Here is a 17,601-nt window from a genome sequence, read left to right on the forward strand (position 1 = left end):
CCGGTCGCCGGGTCCCTGCAAGGGCCCGGCGACGAGGGTTACCTGGAACAGGCGGTCAGGCCGCCACCTCCGCGGGCTTCGTCCGCTCGGCGGCGAGCCGGGTCACGGCGGCGAAATCGACCTTGCCGGAGCCGAGCTGCGGCAGCGTGTCGACGGTCACGATCTCGGCCGGCACGGCGAGTTCGCTGAGGCCGCTCGCGCGGGCCCGGGCCTGGAAGGCGGCGCGGGTCGCGTCCTTCTTCTCGGTCACCAGCACCAGGCGCTCGCCCTTGCGGGCATCGGGGAGCGCCGCGACGGCGCTGGCGGCCTCCGGATAGAGCTCGGCGGCGACCGCCTCGACCGCGGCGAGCGAGATCATCTCGCCGCCGACCTTGGCGAAGCGCTTGGCCCGGCCGCGGATGGTGACGAAGCCCTCGGCATCGATCGTCACGATGTCGCCGGTATCGTGCCAGCCCTCGATTGGCGCCTCCAGCACGCCGGGCTTCTCGGCCCTGAGATAGCCCAGCATCACGTTGGGGCCGCGCACGAACAGGCGCCCGCCTTCCGCGACGCCGGGCACCGGCTCCAGCCGCGCCTCCATGCCGGGCATGATCCGCCCGACCGTGCCGAAGCGGTTGAACATCGGGGTATTCAGCGCCAGCACCGGCGCCGTCTCGGTGACGCCGTAGCCCTCCAGGATGCGCAGGCCGAACTTTTCGGCGTAGGCCTTGCGGGTGGCGGGCTTCACCGGCTCGGCCCCGGCCAGGATGTAGCGCAGCGAGCGGAAATCGTAGGCGTGGGCCACCCGGGCATAGCCGGCGAGGAAGGTGTCGGTGCCGAACAGGATGGTCGCGTTCGAACCGTAGACCAGCTCCGGCACGATCCGGTAGTGCAGCGGCGACGGGTAGAGGTAGACCGGCACGCCGGAGACCAGCGGCAGCACCAGCCCGACCGTCAGCCCGAACGAGTGGAACACCGGCAGGACGTTGAACACCTTGTCGGTGCGGCCGAAATCGATCCGCGCCTGGGCCTGGGCGGCGTTGGCCAGCATGTTGCGGTGGGAGAGCACCACGCCCTTCGGCGTGCCCTCGCTGCCGGAGGTGAACAGGATCGCCGCCGGATCCTCCGGGCGGCGGGGGTGGAGCGCGTGGCGCCAGCCGAACAATCCGCGCAGCTTGTCGAGCCGGCCGACCTGCTCGCGGACATCCTCCAGGTAGACGATTGTCAGGTTCTGGCTGAGCGCCTCCATCAGGGCGTCGAGGCGGCCCTTCTGCACGAAGGCCCGGGAGGTGACGATCGTCTCGACCTCCGCCGCCTTGCAGGCGTTGAGGATGTTGGTCGGGCCGGCGGTGAAGTTGATCATCGCCGGCACCCGGCCGGCCGACATCACCCCGAGCACTGTGACGGCCGCCGCGTTGGCGTTCGGCAGCATCACGCCGATGGCGCGGCCCTGCGGAGCCAGCGGCCCGAGCTTGGCCCCCAGAACCCGGGCGCCCATGAGGAGGCGGCGGTAGGTGAGCGAGCCGGAGACTGGATCCTCGACCGCGACGCGGGAGCCGCCCTCGCGCTCGGCCGCCTCGACCACGGCGTCGAACACCGTGCGGTCGATCGGCGCGGTGCGGAAGATCAGGTCCGACATCACGCCGTAGAGCGCGGCGCCGGCGGCCTGGCGGCGGGCCTTGCCCTTGAGGCCTGCATCGACGTCGAGCCGCACCGGCTCCAGCACCGTCACGGTGAATTTCGGCCACCAGCGCCGGCGCACCTGGGCGCGGGACAGGCGCGAGAAGGCGGTCTGCTCCGGCCCCTCGATCTTCACCGGCACCACCGGCACACCAGACTTGTCGGCGATGAGGCCGGCGCCGTCATAGACCTTCATCAGGCTGCCGGTGACGGTCAGCCGCCCCTCGGGGAAGATGATCAGGGTCTCGCCGCCCTTGACGGCGTTGATGAGGGTGCGCGTCGCCATCGGCTTGGTGGGATCGAGCGGCAGCGCCCGGGTGAGCCACAGGAAGGGCTTGACCCACCATCTCTGCGCGATGGTGTGATCGATGGCGAAGGTCGGGTCGCGCTCGGTCAGCGACAGGGCGAGGCCGGCATCCAGGAAGCTGACATGGTTGAGGGCGATGATGGCGTTCGGGCCCGCCTTCTCGATGTTCTCGAGCCCGCGCACCTCGAGCCGGTAGAAGGCCCGGAACACGATCGACAGGAAATCGCGAAAACCGCTGGTCGGCAGGACCGCCAGGATGAGGAGGCCGGCGACGAGGTTGGCGATGCCGACGATCACGAACTGGCCGGCCGAGGCGAGCCCGGCCTTCTGCAGCACCGCGAGGCTGACCGCGCCGAACACGATGAATCCCGCGGCGAGCACGTTCGAGGCGGCGATGACGCGGGCCCGGCGCTCCTTCGGCGTCCAGGCCTGGAGCGCGGCGAAGGACGGCACGATGAACAGGCCGGCGGCGGCGGCGAGCACCACGAAATCGACCGCGATGCGGACGCCGCGCCAGGAGCTCAGGAAATCGAGGGCGCCGACCGGGGAGGGCGGCGGGACGCTGGTGGCGGCGACATGCGCGAGGTCCAGGGAGATAAGGCCCATGATCAGCGCCGCGACCGGCGTCGGCAGCATCACGATCCGCCCGGCACAGAGCCAGGAGGCGAGGCCGGAGCCCAGCGCCACGCCGACCGAGAACAGGGCCAGCAACGCCGTCACCACGGTCTCGTCGCCGCCGAAGGTGCCCTTCACCAGCGCCGGCAGCAGGGCGAGCACCACGGCGCCGACGAGCCAGAACCAGCTGGTGATGAGCCCGGTGCGCCACAGCCGCGTATCCTCGTAGAGGTCGCGCATCAGGCCGCCCGTCGAGCGCAGCACGTTGCGGTTTACCTGGAGGTAGGGGGCCGCCTCGCCGGTCTTCGGGATGGCGAGGCTGGACAGCCAGCACAGGACGGCGAATCCCATCACCAGGAGCCCGAAGGCGTGGGCCCCGCCATGGGTGACGGCGAGCCCGCCCGCGATGGTGCCGGTGAGGATGGCGAGGAACGTCGCGGCCTCGATCAGCGCGTTGCCCGCCGGCAATTCGGCACGCGCCAGGTGATCGGGCAGGATGCCGTACTTGATCGGCCCGAACAGGGCCGCCACGATCCCGAACAGGATGAGGGCCAGGAACAGGATCGGCACCGAGGCGAGCCAGAAGCCGAGCACCGCGACGCCCGCCGCCAGGATCTCCGCCGCCTTGAGGCGCCGCGCGATGAAGGCCTTGTCGTAGCGGTCGGCGAGTTCGCCGCCTAACCCGGAGAGGAAGAAGAACGGCGCGATGAAGGCCGCGCCGGCCAGCGTCACCAGGGCCGCCGAGCCGCCATCCGCGCCGCCGCCGGCCCGCCCGCCCCGAACATGATCAGGAACACCAGGGCGTTCTTGAGGAAGTTGTCGTTGAAGGCGGAGAAGAACTGGCACCAGAACAGGGGCGCGAAGCGCCGGCTGGCCATCAGCTTTCCGGACATGAGGGGCGTTCCTCGCTCGGTGACGGGTGTGCGGAGTGGCCGGGCGCCGCCGCGGCAGGTGATGGGGGCTTAGCCTGTAAACCCTAACCGGCTTTGGTGCCGCGGTCTCGTGGCGATCCGATGTCCGGGAGCGCAGCCCGTCAGGCTACTCCTTGCCCATCTCCATCAGCAGGCGTTCGGCCCTGGCATCCTCGATGCGGTTGACGAGGCGCTTGCCCTCGTGGACGTCACGCACGGTCTTGACCATCGTGATGCAGGACTGGACCAGCATCGTCACGCCCATGGCGAGGTAGGCCTTGGTCCAGAGATCGAGCGGCAGGAACAGGATGCCGCCCGCCACCATGGTGGCGGCGCCGATGAAGGAGGCGTAGGTGAACGCGACCCAGGCGGAGGTGTGCTGCGTGGTCTGCGGGTTCATGACGGGGTCTCCTCGGAAACGGGTTACGGGTTCGGTGCGGTCAGGCGGCGTCGAACTTGGCGTCGGTCTGGCTCTGCGCCTTGGCGCGCAGGCGCTCCATCACGCTGCCGGCGCTCGGCCGGGTGCGCGGGCCGAAGCCGGCCTCCTCCAGGCGCTCGCACAGGGATTCGGGCGCCGCCGCCTCGATGATCGTCAGAGCCTCGTCCGAGGCGGCATCCGCCGCCTGCGCTTCGCGCAGGCGGCGCAGGGTGGCCTGCGCCTCGGCGAGCGCCGCCGGGCTTCCCATGCCCTGCCCGCGCCGGGCCCGCAGGCGGCGCACCGCCTCCGTCGCCCGGGCGATGCGCTGACCGCGCTCCAGTTCGGCGAAGTGCCGGGAGCCCTTGCGCACGGCCCGGCGCAGGGCGGCGACCTCGGCCCCGTAGGCCGCCCGGGTCGTCCGGAGGGCGTCGGCCTCCTCCTCCATCTCGGCGAGCGCCTCGGCGGCTTCCTGCGCCAGATCCTCGCGCCCGCCGTCGAGTGCCGCGACGGCGCTGGCTTCCAGCTCGGCCATCCGGGCGGCGAGGGCATCCTGCTTCTTCGCGTCCGCGGCTTCCTGGGCGATGGCCCGCCCCAGCGTCCGGCGGCTGTCGTCGAGGGCGGCGGCGGCGTCGCGCAGCTGCTGCTCCAGGATCAGGAAGGCATGCTGGTCGTGCAGGTCCTCGGCGGCACGGGCGGCGGCGCCCCGGACGAGGGTGGAGAGGAGGTTGAGCATCGTCGGCTCCGGTTCCGTGAACGTCGTTCACGAACGCAGATTTCCACAGCCTTGAACGTTGTTCAAGCGCAAATTTGAACGTTGTTCAGGCAGGTGCGGAAACGCACCCGGGTCGATGGTGCGGAAACGCACCCGGGTTGATGGTGCGGACACGCACCTCGTGCGTGGGTGCGGGTGCGCACCGGAGAGGCGGAGACGGCATGCGGAGCGACGAGAGGCGGGAGCGGCTGCGGACGGCCCTCATCGACGCGGCCGAGGCCGCGATCGCGGACAACGGCCTGTCGGCGCTGAAGGCCCGCGACCTCGCCAAGGAGGCCGGCTGCGCGGTGGGCGCGATCTACACGGCGTTCCCGGACCTCGACGCCCTGATCCTGATGGTGAACCTGCGCACGCTGGCATTGTTCGAGCGGGCGATCACGGCGGTGCCCATCGCACCGGCGCCGGAAGGGGCGGCGACGCCGGCCGAGCGGGATGCGGCGGTGGAGACCCTGATCCGGCTGGCGGTGGCCTACCTGCACTTCGCCGCCGGGAATCGGCCGCGCTGGCGCGCCCTGTTCCAGCACCGGGTCACGACGCACGCCCTGCCCGACTGGTACCTCGTCGAGCAGGTGCGCCTGTTCCGCTACATCGAGGCCCCGTTGCGGGTGCTGCGGCCCGATCTGCGGGATCGCGAGCGGGCGCTGCTCGCCCGCTCCCTGTTCTCCGCCACCCATGGCCTCGTCAGCCTCGGCCTCGACGAGAAGCTGATGGTGCTGAGCGAGCCGGTGCTGCGCGGGCAGATCGAGATCGTGGTGGGGGCGCTGGGGCGGGGGTTGGCGGGGGAGTGATGAGCGCTACCGGCGCGACGGAGCCCCTTCGACAATGATCTGGAAATTGACAGAAGTCTGTTTTCTAGTCTCGGGGCGGGGACGACCTGCCACCTACAGGCACGTCGGCTTCGAGACGGTGAATTTCCTCCGGGTGACGCTCCATGATGCGCAGGAGATTTGTCATGGCCCGGCTCGGCGTAACCTCACCGCTCTCATATTTCTGAAATGAGCGAGGCCCGCCACCCAGAATCTCGCTAGCCTTCACTTGCGACAGACCGAGTTTCTTGCGAACACGAGCAACTTCGCTCGGGGTCGCAAGACCATCGATCTCGGCTTTGAGTACCATCAGCGCGCGATCTGAAACCTTGAGGTCTTCCCGCGAATGGATGCTTTCGCCGCTTGTATCACAGTACCAGCCCGGCAAGGCGACATCGTGACTGCGGCCTTTATAGGAGACCACGAAAGGACGTGTGTCCCGCACCATCGGCTCCCCGGTAACGGGACAAACAGGTGCGTCATCCATCGTTCTTCTCCTTGAACGACAGCAGCAAAAATTCCGTGACGGCGTCAGATCTGAATTTGACGTACAATGTGCCGATTTCCGAGGGAACGTGATAAACGTCTTGCCACTCGCGCGGATTGTGATGCGAGGTCACTGACTTGTTAAAATGCCGCTTTTCCATGCTTTGAATGGTTTCGATCATGTCAGTTGCGCCGAAGCCAATCTCTGCTGCGGTTCGGATGGCTGATCCTGTTACGCGGAAATGCGTGCTCATCGCCCAGGTTTGGAAGCTGTCGAGGTCATAAGTCGGCTTTCGCTTCTCTGACATGATCCATCATACACCATGATGGTGCATCGACCAGCCAGTTCCCACGGTGTCGGCGCCACTGGCCGGTACAGTCTGTTCCAGCGTGGCGGAGAGCCCTACCACCCCAGCGTCTCCCCCCGATAATCCAGGTACACGCAGCCCCGCTGCCCGAGCCGCCCCTCGACCACCTCCACCATCCCCCCGGCGCTGGTGGCGACGTCGATGTCGGCGTCCGGTCCGCCCATGTCGGTGCGCACCCAGCCCGGATGCATCAGCACGGTGCCGAAGGGCGCGTCGTGGTGGCGGGTGGCGAAGCTGCGGGCGAGGGTGTTGAGGGCGGCCTTGCTCGCCCGGTAGCTCTCCCAGCCGCCGCTCTCGTTGAGCGAGACGCTGCCGAGGACCGAGCTCATCAGCACCATCAGGCCGCCGGGGGCGACCCGGTCGGCGAAGGTCTCGGCGAAGCGGATCGGGCTCACCGCGTTGGTCTCGTAGACCTTCAGCGCCGTCGCCCGGTCGCCCTGCGGCAGCGGCACCTGGGCGCCGTCGGCGATGCCCGCGACCACGAACACCACGTCGAAGCTCGTGCCGGCGAGATCGTCGTGCAGGCGCGTCACCGCCGCGTCGTCGTCGATGTCGACCCGGGCCAGCGCGGGCGCGACGGGGCTCAGGGAGGAGAGCGCCGGCGCCTCGCCGCGGGACGTGGCGGTGACGTCCCAGCCGCGGGCGAGGAAGGCCCGCACCAGACCCAGCCCCAAGCCCCGCGAGGCCCCGACGATGAGCGCGCTGCGTTCCTGCTTGGCCATGACGGATTCCTGCCTGTCGGTTGCGGCGCCAGAGATGGCGGTCGCACGCCGCCGTGGCAAGCCGCCCCGGCAAGCGGTCGCGCGGACGCGTCATACCAATGGCCCAAGATGCTGACGCATCGAGCCATTGAATCATCTCGAATTTTCGATGCCAAGCCAGAGGCTTGACGAAAATTCGAGAACGGAACCAAAGGTCGTTTCCAACGACCGTTGGTATCAGTCCATGTCCCGGCTCGAATCCCCGTCGAGCCCGCCGTCGAGGTCGTCCTCGGCTTCCGAATCCGATTCGTGCGCCTCCAGCCCGGCGGCCTCGGCGAGGTTGCGGGTGGCGCGGCGCAGGAGCTTGCGCAGGCGCCGGCGCTCCTTGTTGTCGAAGCCGCCCAGCATCTCGGCCTCGACCTCGTCCCAGAGGCCCTCGATCGCCGCGGCCTTGGCCAGGCCCGCCTCGGTCAGGCGCACCCGGACGATGCGGCCGTCCCCGATCTCGGTCCGGCGCTCGACCACCCCCATGGCGGCGAGCCGCGTGATGGTCTTCGAGGCGGTGGGCGGGCGCACCCGCAGGGTGGCGGCGAGGTCGCCCATGGTCATGGTGCCCGCGGCGGCGAGCGCCTGCACCACCTGCTCCTGGCCGGCGAAGAGATCGAGTTCCGCCAGGCGGTCGCCGATGCGGCCGCGATGGAGGCGCGCCGCCTGCATCAGGGCCCAGCCGACGCTCTTGGCGCCCGGAGGCCGGAGGCGCTTGGACGCCCGGCGCGGCGCGTCCACGGCCAAAGCCTGCTCGCTCGCTGCCATGGCGTGTCGCCCCTGTTCTCGAAGACAATCCTGCCGCGCCGGCACGGTGAGCGCAAGCGCAGCGGGAGAGGCGCCCCGTGGCGCCTCGAGAAGGCACATGCAGCCCGCCCATGACGCCTGGATGACGGACGCCTGCTGGATCACGGACGCTTGGACGGCCGGTTCCCGGATGACGGACCTCCGGTTTCGGCCGGCCGGGCCGCGGCCTATGATGCGGGCCCCGATCAGAGGAGCGACGTGATGCCGGCCCGGCCCTGGGGCGACCTGACCACCGAGGAATGCCGCGACGGGGCCCTGAGCGCCGCCGTGGCCGTGCTGCCGGTCGCGGCGATCGAGCAGCACGGGCCGCATCTGCCGCTCTCCACCGACGTCGTCATCGCCGAGGGCTACCTGGCGCGGGTCGCGGATCTCGTCCCCGGCGACCTCGAGGTGCGGGTGCTGCCGGTGCAGGGCGTCGGCCTGTCGCCCGAGCACGCCGACTTTCCCGGCACCCTGACGCTGACGCCCGAGACGGCGTTGCGCGCCTGGGGCGAGATCGGCGACGGGGTCGTGCGGGCGGGCTGCCGCCGGCTCGTCATCGTGTCGTCGCATGGCGGCAACAGCGCGCTGATGGACCTCGTGGCTCTCGGCCTGCGCGGCCGGCACGGGATGGTGGCGGTCACCACCGCCTGGAGCCGCTTCGGCACCCCGCCGGGCCTGTTTCCCGACGACGAGGTGCGCCACGGCATCCATGGCGGCGGGATCGAGACCGCCCTGATGCTGGCGCTCCGGCCCGACCTGGTGCGCACGAGGGCGGTGCGCGACTTCGTGCCGGCGAGCCGCGCGATGGAGGAGACCTACACCCACCTGCGCGCCGGCCGCCCGGCCGCCTTCGCCTGGCATGCCCAGGATCTCAACCCGGCCGGCGCCATCGGGGATGCCCGCCTCGGGACTGCGGAGGCCGGCCGCGCCCTCCTCGATCACGGCGCCCGCGCCTTCGTGGACCTGCTGCGCGACGTGAGCCGCTTCAGCCTGCCGGATGCGGCCTCGCGCCGGGGGGAATGACACACTATATCACCCGTCGCGGCGCCCCCCGGCGCCCCTCTCATCTGCGAACAGACGGCCCCGCATGTCCGACAAGATCCCCGTCACGGTGCTCACCGGCTATCTCGGCGCCGGCAAGACCACGCTCCTCAACCGCATCCTCACCGAGCCGCACGGCAAGCGCTACGCCGTGATCGTCAACGAGTTCGGCGAGATCGGCATCGACAACGACCTCGTCGTCGGCGCCGACGAGGAAGTGTTCGAGATGAACAACGGCTGCATCTGCTGCACCGTGCGCGGCGACCTGATCCGCATCATGGACGGCCTGATGAAGCGCAAGGGCAAGTTCGACGCGATCATCGTCGAGACCACCGGGCTGGCCGACCCGGCCCCGGTCGCCCAGACCTTCTTCGTCGACCAGGATGTCGGCGAGGCCGCCACCCTCGACGCGGTGGTGACGGTGGTCGACGCCAAGTGGCTGTCCGAGCGCCTGAAGGACGCGCCGGAGGCCAAGAACCAGGTCGCCTTCGCGGACGTGATCCTGCTCAACAAGGCCGACCTCGTCGACGAGGCGGGGCTGGACAGCGTCGAGCGCCAGATCCGCGCCATCAACCCGTCCGCCGAGATCCACCGCACCCGGCACTGCGCCGTGCCGCTCGACAAGGTGCTCGGCCGCAGCGCCTTCGACCTCTCGCGCATCATCGAGATCGAGCCGGAATTCCTGGAGGAGGGGCACCACCACCACCATTCCGACGAGATCCAGTCGATCTCGGCCCGGCTTCCCGGCGCGGTCGATCCCAACAAGTTCATGCCGTGGATCTCCGACCTGACCCAGGTCCAGGGGCCGGACATCCTGCGCTGCAAGGGCATCGTCAGCTTCCCCGACGAGCCGCGCCGCTTCGTGTTCCAGGGCGTCCACATGATCCTGGACGGCGACCTCCAGGACGAGTGGAAGCCGGGCGACCCGCGCGAATCCCGCGTCGTCTTCATCGGCCGCCACCTCGATCCGGACGCGATCCGCAAGGGCTTCGAGGCCTGCCGGGCCTGACGCGGTCGGCCCCTCCCGTTGAGCGGAAGCGACCGATCCTTGCGCTTTTGCGACTTGGACCTTTTGCGGAGCGGACGGCCGTGCTAGAAGCTCGGCCGTCCGTTGATGGTCGCGGGAGAGACCGGCTTCGAGCCGGCACCGAAGGGGAAAGGCGTGCCAGCCGTGCTGCGCGCCGAAGCTCTCAGGTGAAAGGACCGCGATCGAGAGGACACTCTGGAGAGGGCGCCACGACGCCCGCCGATGGAGCAAGCCGGGCATGACCCCGGCGAATCTCTCAGGCCACCCGAACAGAGTTCCAAACCGTAAGACCTGCCTCGACGAGGCGGGAAGGATGGAACGCGTGTCGGGACAACAGACCTCCTTCGATCTCATCGTGCTCGGCGCCGGCGTCGTCGGCACCGCCACGGCCTACTGGGCCGCCAAGGCAGGCCTGTCGGTCTGCGTGGTCGACCGCCAGGCCGGGGCCGGGCTCGAGACCAGCTACGCCAATGGCGGCCAGATCTCGGTGAGCCACGCCGAGCCCTGGGCCAATCCGGGCGCGCCGCTCAAGGTGATGAAGTGGCTGTTCGACGCGAAGGCGCCGCTGCTCTTCACCCCCCGCCTCGACCGGCACCAATGGTCGTGGATCGCCGGCTTCCTGCGCAACTGCACCCCCGAGCGGGCGCGCCGCAACACCGTCGAGATCGTGCGGCTCGGTGCCTATAGCCGGGCCAAGCTCCAGGAGATCCGCGCCACCGAGAGCCTGGCCTATTCGGAGAAGACGCTCGGCATCCTGCATTTCTACCGCGACCTGAAGGAGTTCGAGGCGGCCAAGCCCGTCGCCGACCTGATGCGCCGGCACGGCTGCGAGCGCCGGGTGATCGGCCGCGACGAGGTGCTGGCGATCGAGCCCGCCTTCGCCGACAGCATCGGGGACGTCGTCGGCGCCACCTACACGGCGGAGGACGAGAGCGGCGACGCCCGCGCCTTCACCCAGGCGCTCGCCGCCCGCACCGCCGCGATGGGCGCGACCTTCCTGTACGGCTCGGAGGCGACACGGCTGCTGCTGTCTCCGGCAGGCGACCGGATCACCGGCGTCGAGGTGATGGTCGAGGGCGGGCACCAGCGGCTCAGCGCCCCGAACGTCGTGGTGTCCCTCGGCTCGTGGTCGGCGCCGTTCCTGCGCCGCTACGGGGTCAACCTCGCGATCTACCCGGCCAAGGGCTACTCGGTCTCGATCCCGATCGAGGGCCATAACGGCGCGCCGCAGGTCAGCCTCACCGACGACGAGTACAAGCTGGTCTATTCCAACCTCGGCACCCATCTGCGCGTCGCCGGCACCGCCGAACTCTCGGGCTATACCCGCCACCTCGACGCCGCCCGGGTCGCGGCGATCCTGGAGAATGCCCGCCGCACCTTCCCGAGTGCCGGCAACTTTTCCGCCGCCACCGCCTGGAGCGGCCTGCGCCCGACCACGCCCTCGAACGTGCCCTATCTCGGCCGCACCCCGATCCGGGGCCTCGTGCTCAATACCGGCCACGGCACGCTCGGCTGGACCATGGCGGCGGGCTCCGGCCGCATCGCCGCCGATCTCGTGACCGAGCGCGAGACCGAGATCCCGGCGCCGCTGGCGGCGTGATCGGTCCGGCCCTCGACGCGGTGCGTCGAGGGCCGGATTTCCTCGGGAGAGAAGACCGAAGTCGAACCCTCCTCGTCCTTCCGGATTTGCGCTGCGCGGTCCCGGGAGGATGAGGAGGGCTGTCGAGGGTCGTGCCGGATCGACCGGCACGAGGCCATCCCATCGTCTCTCAGAAATCCATCGACGCCGAGAGCAGGAAGGTCCGCGGCGCGCCCTGGCTCAGGATGCCCCGGCCGGTCGAAGCCCAGTAGGTGTTGCCCGTCACGTTGACGACGTTGGCCCGCAGGGTCAGCGGCCGGTCCCGGAATGTCGTAGCGTAGCGCAGACCGAGGTCGAGCGTCGTCCAGTCCGGGATCTTCTGGCTGTTGGCGAGGTCATAGTACTGGGCCGAGGTGTAGATCACCCGCCCGGTCAGCGTCAGGCCGGGAAGCAGGCTCGGGGGCAGATCGACCTCGCCGTAGAGGTTGAGCTGCACGTCCGGCACGCCGACCGCCTTGCGTCCGACATTGCGCGGATCCTGCGCGCGCACCTGCACCCCGTCGAGCAGGGTGACGCCGCCGAGAAGCCGCACCCCCGGCACCGGCTCGCCGAACACCGTCATCTCGACGCCGCTGTTGCGCTGGCGGCCGTCGACGGAGAAGACCAGGGTACGGCTGTCGAGGAAGCCGAAGGGCTGCTCGATCGCGAAGGCCGCGACGCCGACGCCGACGGTGCCGAAATCGTACTTGGCGCCCACCTCGGTCTGGCGCGACACGAAGGCCGGGAAGGCCGCCGAGGCGTTGACGGCGTTCACCGGTGCCACCGGGGAGGTCAGGCCCTCGACGTAGTTGGCGTAGAGCGAGAGCCGTTCCCACGGCTTCACCACGAGGCCGACGCCCGGCGAGAAGGCGCCGCTCTCGCTCGCCCCGGTCCGCAAGCCGCTGGCCGGGTTGTAGGAATTGACGTCGAGGCTCTGCCAGCGGCCGCCGATCGTGAGCAGCACCCGGTCGTCGAGGATCGACAGCGTATCGGCGACGGCGATGCTGCGGTTGATCCGGCTCGAGGTCCGCGGCGTCGCGTTCGACAGGCCGAAGGTGGAGCGCGGCGCGACATAGGTGGGGTCGTAGAGGTTCGACACGATGGTCGGCCCGACGCTCTGCGCCGGCGGCTGGGCGAGGTCCTGCCAGAATCCGACCGCGGCGAGCCCGAAGCTGTGCTTGACCGGACCGGTCTCCACGGTGCCGCGCAGGCCCGCCTCCGCCGTCTGGTTGACGATGTGGAACGGCAGGTAGCTGACCGGATCGCGGTAATCGCCGCGGGCGTTGAAGATCGTCAGCACCCCGCCGAAATATTCCTGACGGAAGTTCGAGACGCCATAGGCGCCGTACAGCGTCAGGTCCGGGGTCAGGTCGTATTCGACCCGGGTGGCGAGGTGCTGGTTGGCGCTGTCGCGGTACTCCCAGGGCTGCTGCTGGTTGCCGGTCAGGTCGGGCGCGCGGGGAATCCGCACGCCGGCCGCCACCATGCGGTTGCGCAACGGCGAGGTGAAGTCGAGTTCCTGGTAGCCGAGGTCGAGGCTCGCCCGCAGGCGCTCGCCGCGATAATCGAGGGCGAGCGCCGCCGTCCCGAAATGGACGCTCTGGTTGTCGATCGGCGTGTGGCCGTTGTTGAAGGCGCCGTTGAAGCGCAGGCCCCATTCCCCGGCCTCGCCGAAGCGGCGGCCGACATCGATCGCCTTGTAGATCTGGCCGTCGGAGGCGTAGCCGAGGGTCGCGCGGGTGAGCGGCTCGTCGCCGGCCCGCTTCGGGATCAGGTTGATGGTGCCGCCGATATTGCCGAAGGGCGGCACGCCCGAGAGCAGGGTCGAGGGCCCGCGCAGGACCTCGACCCGCTCGATCGGCTCGATCGCCGGGTTGAACGCATCGGCGACGCCGAACAGGCCGTTGAACGCCATGTCCTGGGCGAAGACCGGGAAGCCGCGGATGAAGAAGCCGAGGATGCCCGAGAAGGCCGGCACGTTGGTGCGGATCGACGGGTCGTTGTTGACCACGTCCTGGACGTTGCGCGCCTGCTGGTCGCGGATCAGCTTGTCCGTATAGCTGGTCGCGCTGAAGGGCTGGTCGAAGACGGAGCGGTTGCCGAGCAGGCCGAGCCGCGAGCCCGAGCCGACCGCGCCGCCCGCATAGGGCGGCGGCGGCGGGCCGACGACCGCCGTCGGGCCGACGAGCCCGCCCGGCCCGGCGCCTGCCCGCACGGAGATCTCGTCGAGCCGGATGTCGTCCTGGGCGGGTGCGGTCTGGGCGGGTGCGGTCTGGGCGAGTGCGGTCTGGGCCCGGGCATCCGGCGCCACGCCGAGGCCGGTCAGGAGGACGAGGCAGGCGCCGGCACGATGGTGTCCATAACGCGGCATGTGATTGCAGTCCTGGGATGTGCTGCGTCGAGGAAGACCGGTGCTCGACGCATCGGGCGGACATCCCTATTCGGCATGGTGACGCCTGACACAACGGAACTCTCGTCCAATCGATGTCATCGATCGATCGTGTTGCTGTCAGGTAACGTTATGTAGACTGGAATAATGAAAATCTAATCGATGATTTGCAATGAATACGTGTATATTTCTGGTTGAGTCGATCGGATCGATGAAGGACCGACTGCAAGGGCTTCCGGCTATCGGATCTCCGGGGCGGGACGGGCTCGGACGGGAGGCGGTGCAGGGTGCGCCCTGGACCGAGCGCGGTTCCCCGCAGCCGTCGATCCCGCGGATTCTCGATCCCGGTCCGTTCGGGATCGGCCGAAGGTCCGGTCGTCCTCCGGCCAAGCCGGAATCCGGGTTCGGGGCCGCCCGGCCGCGGGGCCGTCCCGATGGTCCCTGAGCAGACTTGCGTGGGCAGGCCAACGCTTCGTCCGCTCAAGTTGTTGTCCTGTCGCGGATTTTTGTCGCAAAACCGGCAGCCACTTCGGCGAGGTCTGCCTAGCGGACCGTCACCTGACCCTTGATCTTCTCGTACGTCGCCCGGCTCAGCACCCGCTTCGACAGGAGCTCGCCCGGCGACCCGTAGGGGCGCCTCGCGACGATCGCCTTGCCGATCATGCCGCCGCCCAGTCCGTTCAGTTCCGCCACGCTGGCGGTGTTGAGGTCGACCGTGCCGGTCGCGGGCGGCGCGTCGGCGGTCGCGTCGGCCTGCGGCAGCGGCGCGGAGGGGGCCGCCGGGGTGAAGACCGGGGGAGGGGAGGGGGCAGGGGCCGGGACCGGCGCCGGGACGGGGACGGGCACCGGGCTCGCCGCGGGGGGCGCTTCCGCCACGACCGGCGGGCGCTGCGGCGGCGGGTCGGCCGGGCGCGGGCCGGGATAGACCGAGCGCACCGGATCGCCGGCCTCGCCCGTCGGTGCGGGCGGCACGCTTCGGCCGGCCTCGGCGCGCTTTGGCGACTCCGACACCTTGGGCGGCTCGGAGAGGTGAGGGCCGGCGGCGCGCGGCATGAAGAACTGCCACAGCCCGGCGAGGCCGGCCGCCAGCACGACGATGACGAGCGCGCGGGTGATGGCCGAACCGGTCAGCATCGGGAGCGGGTATCCTCGGGATTCGAGACGAAGGGTATCCGCCTCATCCTACGACGGGTTATGGCCGGCGCGAGGCGTCGACCCTCGCGCTGCGTCACTATTCCGCCGGATGTCCACGGATTCGTGCATGGATCCACCGTCCCGCGGGGCAAATAGGCCCGCAGGTTACCGGGCCGAGGGACCATCTGGACCGGGCGAGGACGGCGTCGTCCCGCCGCAAGCAGGATCAGGCGGCGGGCACCAGGCGCTTGACCGCGCGGATCGCTCCGTCGCCCGTGCCCGGCCCGGTCCGGCCGGCGCGGATGCGCGCCTCCGCCTCGGCGAGCGGCTCGATCGCCACCGCCATGTGGTGGCCGTTGGCGTGGATCAGCTGCGTCTCGTCCAGCATCATGCCGACATGGCCGCGCCAGAACACCAGGTCGCCCCGCCGCAGGCCAGCGAGAGAGGGACCTGGCGCCACCACCTCGCCCAAGGCCGCCTCCTGCTGATCGCTGTCGCGGGGGGCCGCGAGGCCGGCGGCGTGCAGGGCCGTCTGCACCAGGCCCGAGCAATCGAGCCCCAGGCTGCTGCGCCCGCCCCAGAGATAGGGCGTGCCGAGGAAGCGCAGGGCCGTCGCGGCGATGTCCGGCTCGATCGCGTCGCGGGGGGCGAGGTGCCCGGCCCAGACGTAGCGCCCGTCGTCCAGCCGGGCATAGGCGCCCTCCCGGGCCGTCACCGCCACCTGGGCGCCGAGGCCGAGCGCGCCGAGAGCCGGGCGCTTCAGGTCGGCGGCGGGGTAGAGGAAGGTGCGCAGGGCCGAGACCCGGTGGGTCGGGGCGGGATCGGCGGGCCCCAGGGCTTCGGCCGGGAGGTAGCCGACATAGCTGTCGGCCGCGAGTTGCGCGAAGGCCCAGCCGTCGCGGATGTCGAAGATCGTGACGGCCTCGCCGAACAGGGCCTCGCTGTCGAGGCCGGCGGCCGGATCGGGCGCGCGCCGCAGGGGCGCGACCGGGACGGCGATCCGGTGCGGCCGGCCGGGGACGTAGGCCGCCGCCTCCACCCGCCCGCGCAGGCGTTCGTCGGCGAGGTCGGGCCGCGCCGGGGTCAGGCGCGGGTCGAGGCGGGGGAGATCGGTCATGGCCTCCCCAGTGTCTCAGGCCGACCCGGTCCGGGCAAGCCGGCCGGCCGCGATGGTGCGACCTTATGCCCGCTCTCCCGCCGGAGCCGGGCGGGTGGAACGAATTCCCTTGCGGCCAGCGCGGGCTAACCATCGAGCTAACCGTGAGACCGGCGCAACCATTCCAGCGGCGCGGGGTTGGACATGCGCGTGTTGCACTGCAACAATCGCGACAGCTGCGCTATGCTCAGCCGCATGATGATGAGCCGCCCCGTGAAGAAGACGACCGACAAGCCCCGCAACCTGCCGCCGATCCGGGTGCGCAAGGAGCCCCCCACCATCTCCGAGGCGGTGGCCGCGGCACAGGACCTCGCCGACGACGTCGAGCAGCAGGTCGAGATCGCCGCGGGCCTGATCGGCCTGCCCCCCGACGAGGTGCGCCCGCACGTGCTGCAGGCCGCCCAGGCCCTGGCCGCCAAGCCGAAGCTCGAGCGTGCGCCGGAGCGGATCATCAGCACCGGCAGCGGCCTGCGCGGCCCGCGCACGGTGATCGTCGAGCGCCGGGCCGGCCGGCCCCTGGTGGTCGAGCGCCGTTCCCGGCCGCCCCTCGACGGCCGGCGGTGAGATCCGGGTCGGCCCGAGGTTTCGGACGGGTGCGATCCGGTCATTTCTCCCATGCTCTTGCGGACGGAGCCCTATCCGAGAGATGATTGTTCACCATCGAAGCCATTGGTGTGGATTTCGGTGGTCCGTCAGCCGTGTTAGGTTGGTGACCTGATGATCCTGCGGCGAGGGCGGCGCCCGGGTGCCGTTGGAATGGTGTGCACATGAATTCTCTCAAGCCTGTCCTGTCAGGCGCGGAAGCGCTGCGGCTCGACAATCAGCTCTGCTACGCGCTCTACGCCGCCTCTCACCGGATGACGAAGTGCTACCGGCCGCTGCTCGAGCGACTGGGCCTCACTTATCCGCAATACCTCGTGCTGATCGTGCTGTGGGAGAGCGACGGGCTGACGGTCTCCGATATCGGCCGGCGCCTGCGCCTCGATTCCGGAACGCTGACCCCGGTGCTGAAGCGCCTGGAGGCCGCCGGCTTCGTGCGCCGCACCCGGCGGCAGGCCGACGAGCGCGAGGTCGAGATCAGCCTGACCGAGGAGGGCCAGGCTCTCCAGGAGGAGGCCGGGGCGGTCCGCCGCTCCGTGGTCGAGACCCTGAAGATGTCGGAGGGCGAGATCGCCGAGCTGCGCAGCCGCCTCGACGCCCTCATCGCCACCCTCGGCGGCGAGGCCTGATTCCGGCCGCCGGCACAGCGATTGTTTTGCCGGTTAACAAATCCTTCTTGAGCGCCATGGCCGACCCCGCTTAAAGGGACGGGAGAGGTGCGCCATCCGCCGCGGGGAAACCGGGCTGCGGAACGTGCCC

At 70.2% G+C, this 17,601-nt stretch carries 15 protein-coding genes, 1 pseudogene and 1 riboswitch; of the genes and pseudogenes, 6 read left to right on the plus strand and 10 right to left on the minus strand.

Annotated elements, in window-relative coordinates; genetic code table 11:
* Positions 1–55: 55 nt before the first annotated feature.
* The 3 genes and pseudogenes from F1D61_RS18885 to F1D61_RS18895 form a co-directional block, all read right to left on the minus strand.
* Positions 56–3,474 (minus strand): annotated as a pseudogene (locus tag F1D61_RS18885) (acyl-[ACP]--phospholipid O-acyltransferase).
* 145 nt (positions 3,475–3,619) lie between these two features.
* Positions 3,620–3,892 (minus strand): YiaA/YiaB family inner membrane protein, encoded by a 273-nt coding sequence (locus F1D61_RS18890; RefSeq protein WP_203153184.1) that lies wholly within the window; start codon positions 3,890–3,892, stop codon positions 3,620–3,622.
* A gap of 40 nt (positions 3,893–3,932) precedes the next feature.
* On the minus strand, positions 3,933–4,643 hold the full coding sequence (locus tag F1D61_RS18895) for a PspA/IM30 family protein (protein WP_203153185.1): 711 nt from the start codon (positions 4,641–4,643) through the stop codon (positions 3,933–3,935).
* 200 nt (positions 4,644–4,843) lie between these two features.
* On the opposite strand from F1D61_RS18895, the gene F1D61_RS18900 reads away from it, so the two are divergent.
* Entirely contained in the window at positions 4,844–5,470 is a 627-nt protein-coding gene (locus F1D61_RS18900; protein ID WP_203153186.1) for a TetR/AcrR family transcriptional regulator, read from the plus strand.
* 64 nt (positions 5,471–5,534) lie between these two features.
* Here the strand turns inward: F1D61_RS18900 and F1D61_RS18905 are convergent, their stop codons facing one another.
* The 4 genes from F1D61_RS18905 to F1D61_RS18920 all read right to left on the minus strand — a co-directional run bounded on the left by F1D61_RS18905 (position 5,535) and on the right by F1D61_RS18920 (position 7,856).
* A complete protein-coding gene (locus tag F1D61_RS18905) occupies positions 5,535–5,975 on the minus strand; it encodes a type II toxin-antitoxin system MqsA family antitoxin (RefSeq protein ID WP_203153187.1) in 441 nt (146 codons plus the stop codon).
* Positions 5,968–6,282 carry a type II toxin-antitoxin system MqsR family toxin gene (locus tag F1D61_RS18910; protein WP_203153188.1) on the minus strand — a complete coding sequence of 105 codons (315 nt, stop codon included), beginning with the start codon at positions 6,280–6,282 and terminating at the stop codon, positions 5,968–5,970. Before F1D61_RS18910 ends, F1D61_RS18905 begins: the two co-directional genes overlap by 8 nt.
* A 95-nt stretch (positions 6,283–6,377) precedes the next feature.
* The gene (locus F1D61_RS18915; RefSeq protein ID WP_203153189.1) at positions 6,378–7,064 is read right to left on the minus strand and encodes an SDR family NAD(P)-dependent oxidoreductase; all 687 of its coding nucleotides are present in this window, start codon (positions 7,062–7,064) and stop codon (positions 6,378–6,380) included.
* 216 nt (positions 7,065–7,280) lie between these two features.
* Positions 7,281–7,856 (minus strand): MarR family winged helix-turn-helix transcriptional regulator, encoded by a 576-nt coding sequence (locus tag F1D61_RS18920; protein ID WP_203153190.1) that lies wholly within the window; start codon positions 7,854–7,856, stop codon positions 7,281–7,283.
* Between the two features lie 240 nt (positions 7,857–8,096).
* Here F1D61_RS18920 and F1D61_RS18925 point away from each other — a divergent pair, with 240 nt between their 5' ends.
* The 3 genes from F1D61_RS18925 to F1D61_RS18935 all read left to right on the plus strand — a co-directional run bounded on the left by F1D61_RS18925 (position 8,097) and on the right by F1D61_RS18935 (position 11,545).
* A complete protein-coding gene (locus F1D61_RS18925; RefSeq protein ID WP_203153191.1) occupies positions 8,097–8,900 on the plus strand; it encodes a creatininase family protein in 804 nt (267 codons plus the stop codon).
* A gap of 64 nt (positions 8,901–8,964) precedes the next feature.
* Positions 8,965–9,927 carry a CobW family GTP-binding protein gene (locus F1D61_RS18930; RefSeq protein ID WP_203153192.1) on the plus strand — a complete coding sequence of 321 codons (963 nt, stop codon included), beginning with the start codon at positions 8,965–8,967 and terminating at the stop codon, positions 9,925–9,927.
* Positions 9,928–10,029: 102 nt separating this feature from the next.
* Positions 10,030–10,134, plus strand: a riboswitch (glycine riboswitch).
* 133 nt (positions 10,135–10,267) lie between these two features.
* Positions 10,268–11,545 carry a D-amino acid dehydrogenase gene (locus F1D61_RS18935; protein ID WP_203153193.1) on the plus strand — a complete coding sequence of 426 codons (1,278 nt, stop codon included), beginning with the start codon at positions 10,268–10,270 and terminating at the stop codon, positions 11,543–11,545.
* Positions 11,546–11,714: 169 nt separating this feature from the next.
* Here F1D61_RS18935 and F1D61_RS18940 read toward each other — a convergent pair whose 3' ends face one another.
* The 3 genes from F1D61_RS18940 to F1D61_RS18950 all read right to left on the minus strand — a co-directional run bounded on the left by F1D61_RS18940 (position 11,715) and on the right by F1D61_RS18950 (position 16,203).
* Positions 11,715–13,934, minus strand: a complete 2,220-nt coding sequence (locus tag F1D61_RS18940; RefSeq protein WP_203153194.1) for a TonB-dependent receptor — start codon at positions 13,932–13,934, stop codon at positions 11,715–11,717.
* A gap of 561 nt (positions 13,935–14,495) precedes the next feature.
* Positions 14,496–15,086 carry a helix-hairpin-helix domain-containing protein gene (locus tag F1D61_RS18945; RefSeq protein WP_203153195.1) on the minus strand — a complete coding sequence of 197 codons (591 nt, stop codon included), beginning with the start codon at positions 15,084–15,086 and terminating at the stop codon, positions 14,496–14,498.
* A 226-nt stretch (positions 15,087–15,312) separates the two neighbouring features.
* Positions 15,313–16,203, minus strand: a complete 891-nt coding sequence (locus F1D61_RS18950) for a C40 family peptidase (RefSeq protein ID WP_203153196.1) — start codon at positions 16,201–16,203, stop codon at positions 15,313–15,315.
* A 252-nt stretch (positions 16,204–16,455) separates the two neighbouring features.
* Here F1D61_RS18950 and F1D61_RS18955 point away from each other — a divergent pair, with 252 nt between their 5' ends.
* Together F1D61_RS18955 and F1D61_RS18960 are read left to right on the plus strand one after the other, a co-directional pair.
* Complete coding sequence (locus F1D61_RS18955; RefSeq protein ID WP_432443154.1) at positions 16,456–16,806, plus strand: hypothetical protein; 351 nt, start codon at positions 16,456–16,458, stop codon at positions 16,804–16,806.
* Between the two features lie 203 nt (positions 16,807–17,009).
* On the plus strand, positions 17,010–17,471 hold the full coding sequence (locus F1D61_RS18960) for a MarR family winged helix-turn-helix transcriptional regulator (protein WP_203153197.1): 462 nt from the start codon (positions 17,010–17,012) through the stop codon (positions 17,469–17,471).
* The last annotated feature ends 130 nt before the right edge of the window (positions 17,472–17,601 follow it).

Origin of the sequence: Methylobacterium aquaticum, from assembly GCF_016804325.1 — a bacterium.
Lineage (GTDB): Bacteria > Pseudomonadota > Alphaproteobacteria > Rhizobiales > Beijerinckiaceae > Methylobacterium > Methylobacterium aquaticum_C.

What these genes read in the sequence shown, in the direction of transcription:
- F1D61_RS18890 (WP_203153184.1), bottom strand. Translation starts at nt 3,892, where the DNA reads ATGAACCCGCAGACCACGCAGCACACCTCCGCCTGGGTCGCGTTCACC.
- F1D61_RS18895 (WP_203153185.1), bottom strand. Translation starts at nt 4,643, where the DNA reads ATGCTCAACCTCCTCTCCACCCTCGTCCGGGGCGCCGCCGCCCGTGCC.
- F1D61_RS18900 (WP_203153186.1), top strand. Translation starts at nt 4,844, where the DNA reads ATGCGGAGCGACGAGAGGCGGGAGCGGCTGCGGACGGCCCTCATCGAC.
- F1D61_RS18905 (WP_203153187.1), bottom strand. Translation starts at nt 5,975, where the DNA reads ATGGATGACGCACCTGTTTGTCCCGTTACCGGGGAGCCGATGGTGCGG.
- F1D61_RS18910 (WP_203153188.1), bottom strand. Translation starts at nt 6,282, where the DNA reads ATGTCAGAGAAGCGAAAGCCGACTTATGACCTCGACAGCTTCCAAACC.
- F1D61_RS18915 (WP_203153189.1), bottom strand. Translation starts at nt 7,064, where the DNA reads ATGGCCAAGCAGGAACGCAGCGCGCTCATCGTCGGGGCCTCGCGGGGC.
- F1D61_RS18920 (WP_203153190.1), bottom strand. Translation starts at nt 7,856, where the DNA reads ATGGCAGCGAGCGAGCAGGCTTTGGCCGTGGACGCGCCGCGCCGGGCG.
- F1D61_RS18925 (WP_203153191.1), top strand. Translation starts at nt 8,097, where the DNA reads ATGCCGGCCCGGCCCTGGGGCGACCTGACCACCGAGGAATGCCGCGAC.
- F1D61_RS18930 (WP_203153192.1), top strand. Translation starts at nt 8,965, where the DNA reads ATGTCCGACAAGATCCCCGTCACGGTGCTCACCGGCTATCTCGGCGCC.
- F1D61_RS18940 (WP_203153194.1), bottom strand. Translation starts at nt 13,934, where the DNA reads ATGCCGCGTTATGGACACCATCGTGCCGGCGCCTGCCTCGTCCTCCTG.
- F1D61_RS18945 (WP_203153195.1), bottom strand. Translation starts at nt 15,086, where the DNA reads ATGCTGACCGGTTCGGCCATCACCCGCGCGCTCGTCATCGTCGTGCTG.
- F1D61_RS18950 (WP_203153196.1), bottom strand. Translation starts at nt 16,203, where the DNA reads ATGACCGATCTCCCCCGCCTCGACCCGCGCCTGACCCCGGCGCGGCCC.
- F1D61_RS18960 (WP_203153197.1), top strand. Translation starts at nt 17,010, where the DNA reads ATGAATTCTCTCAAGCCTGTCCTGTCAGGCGCGGAAGCGCTGCGGCTC.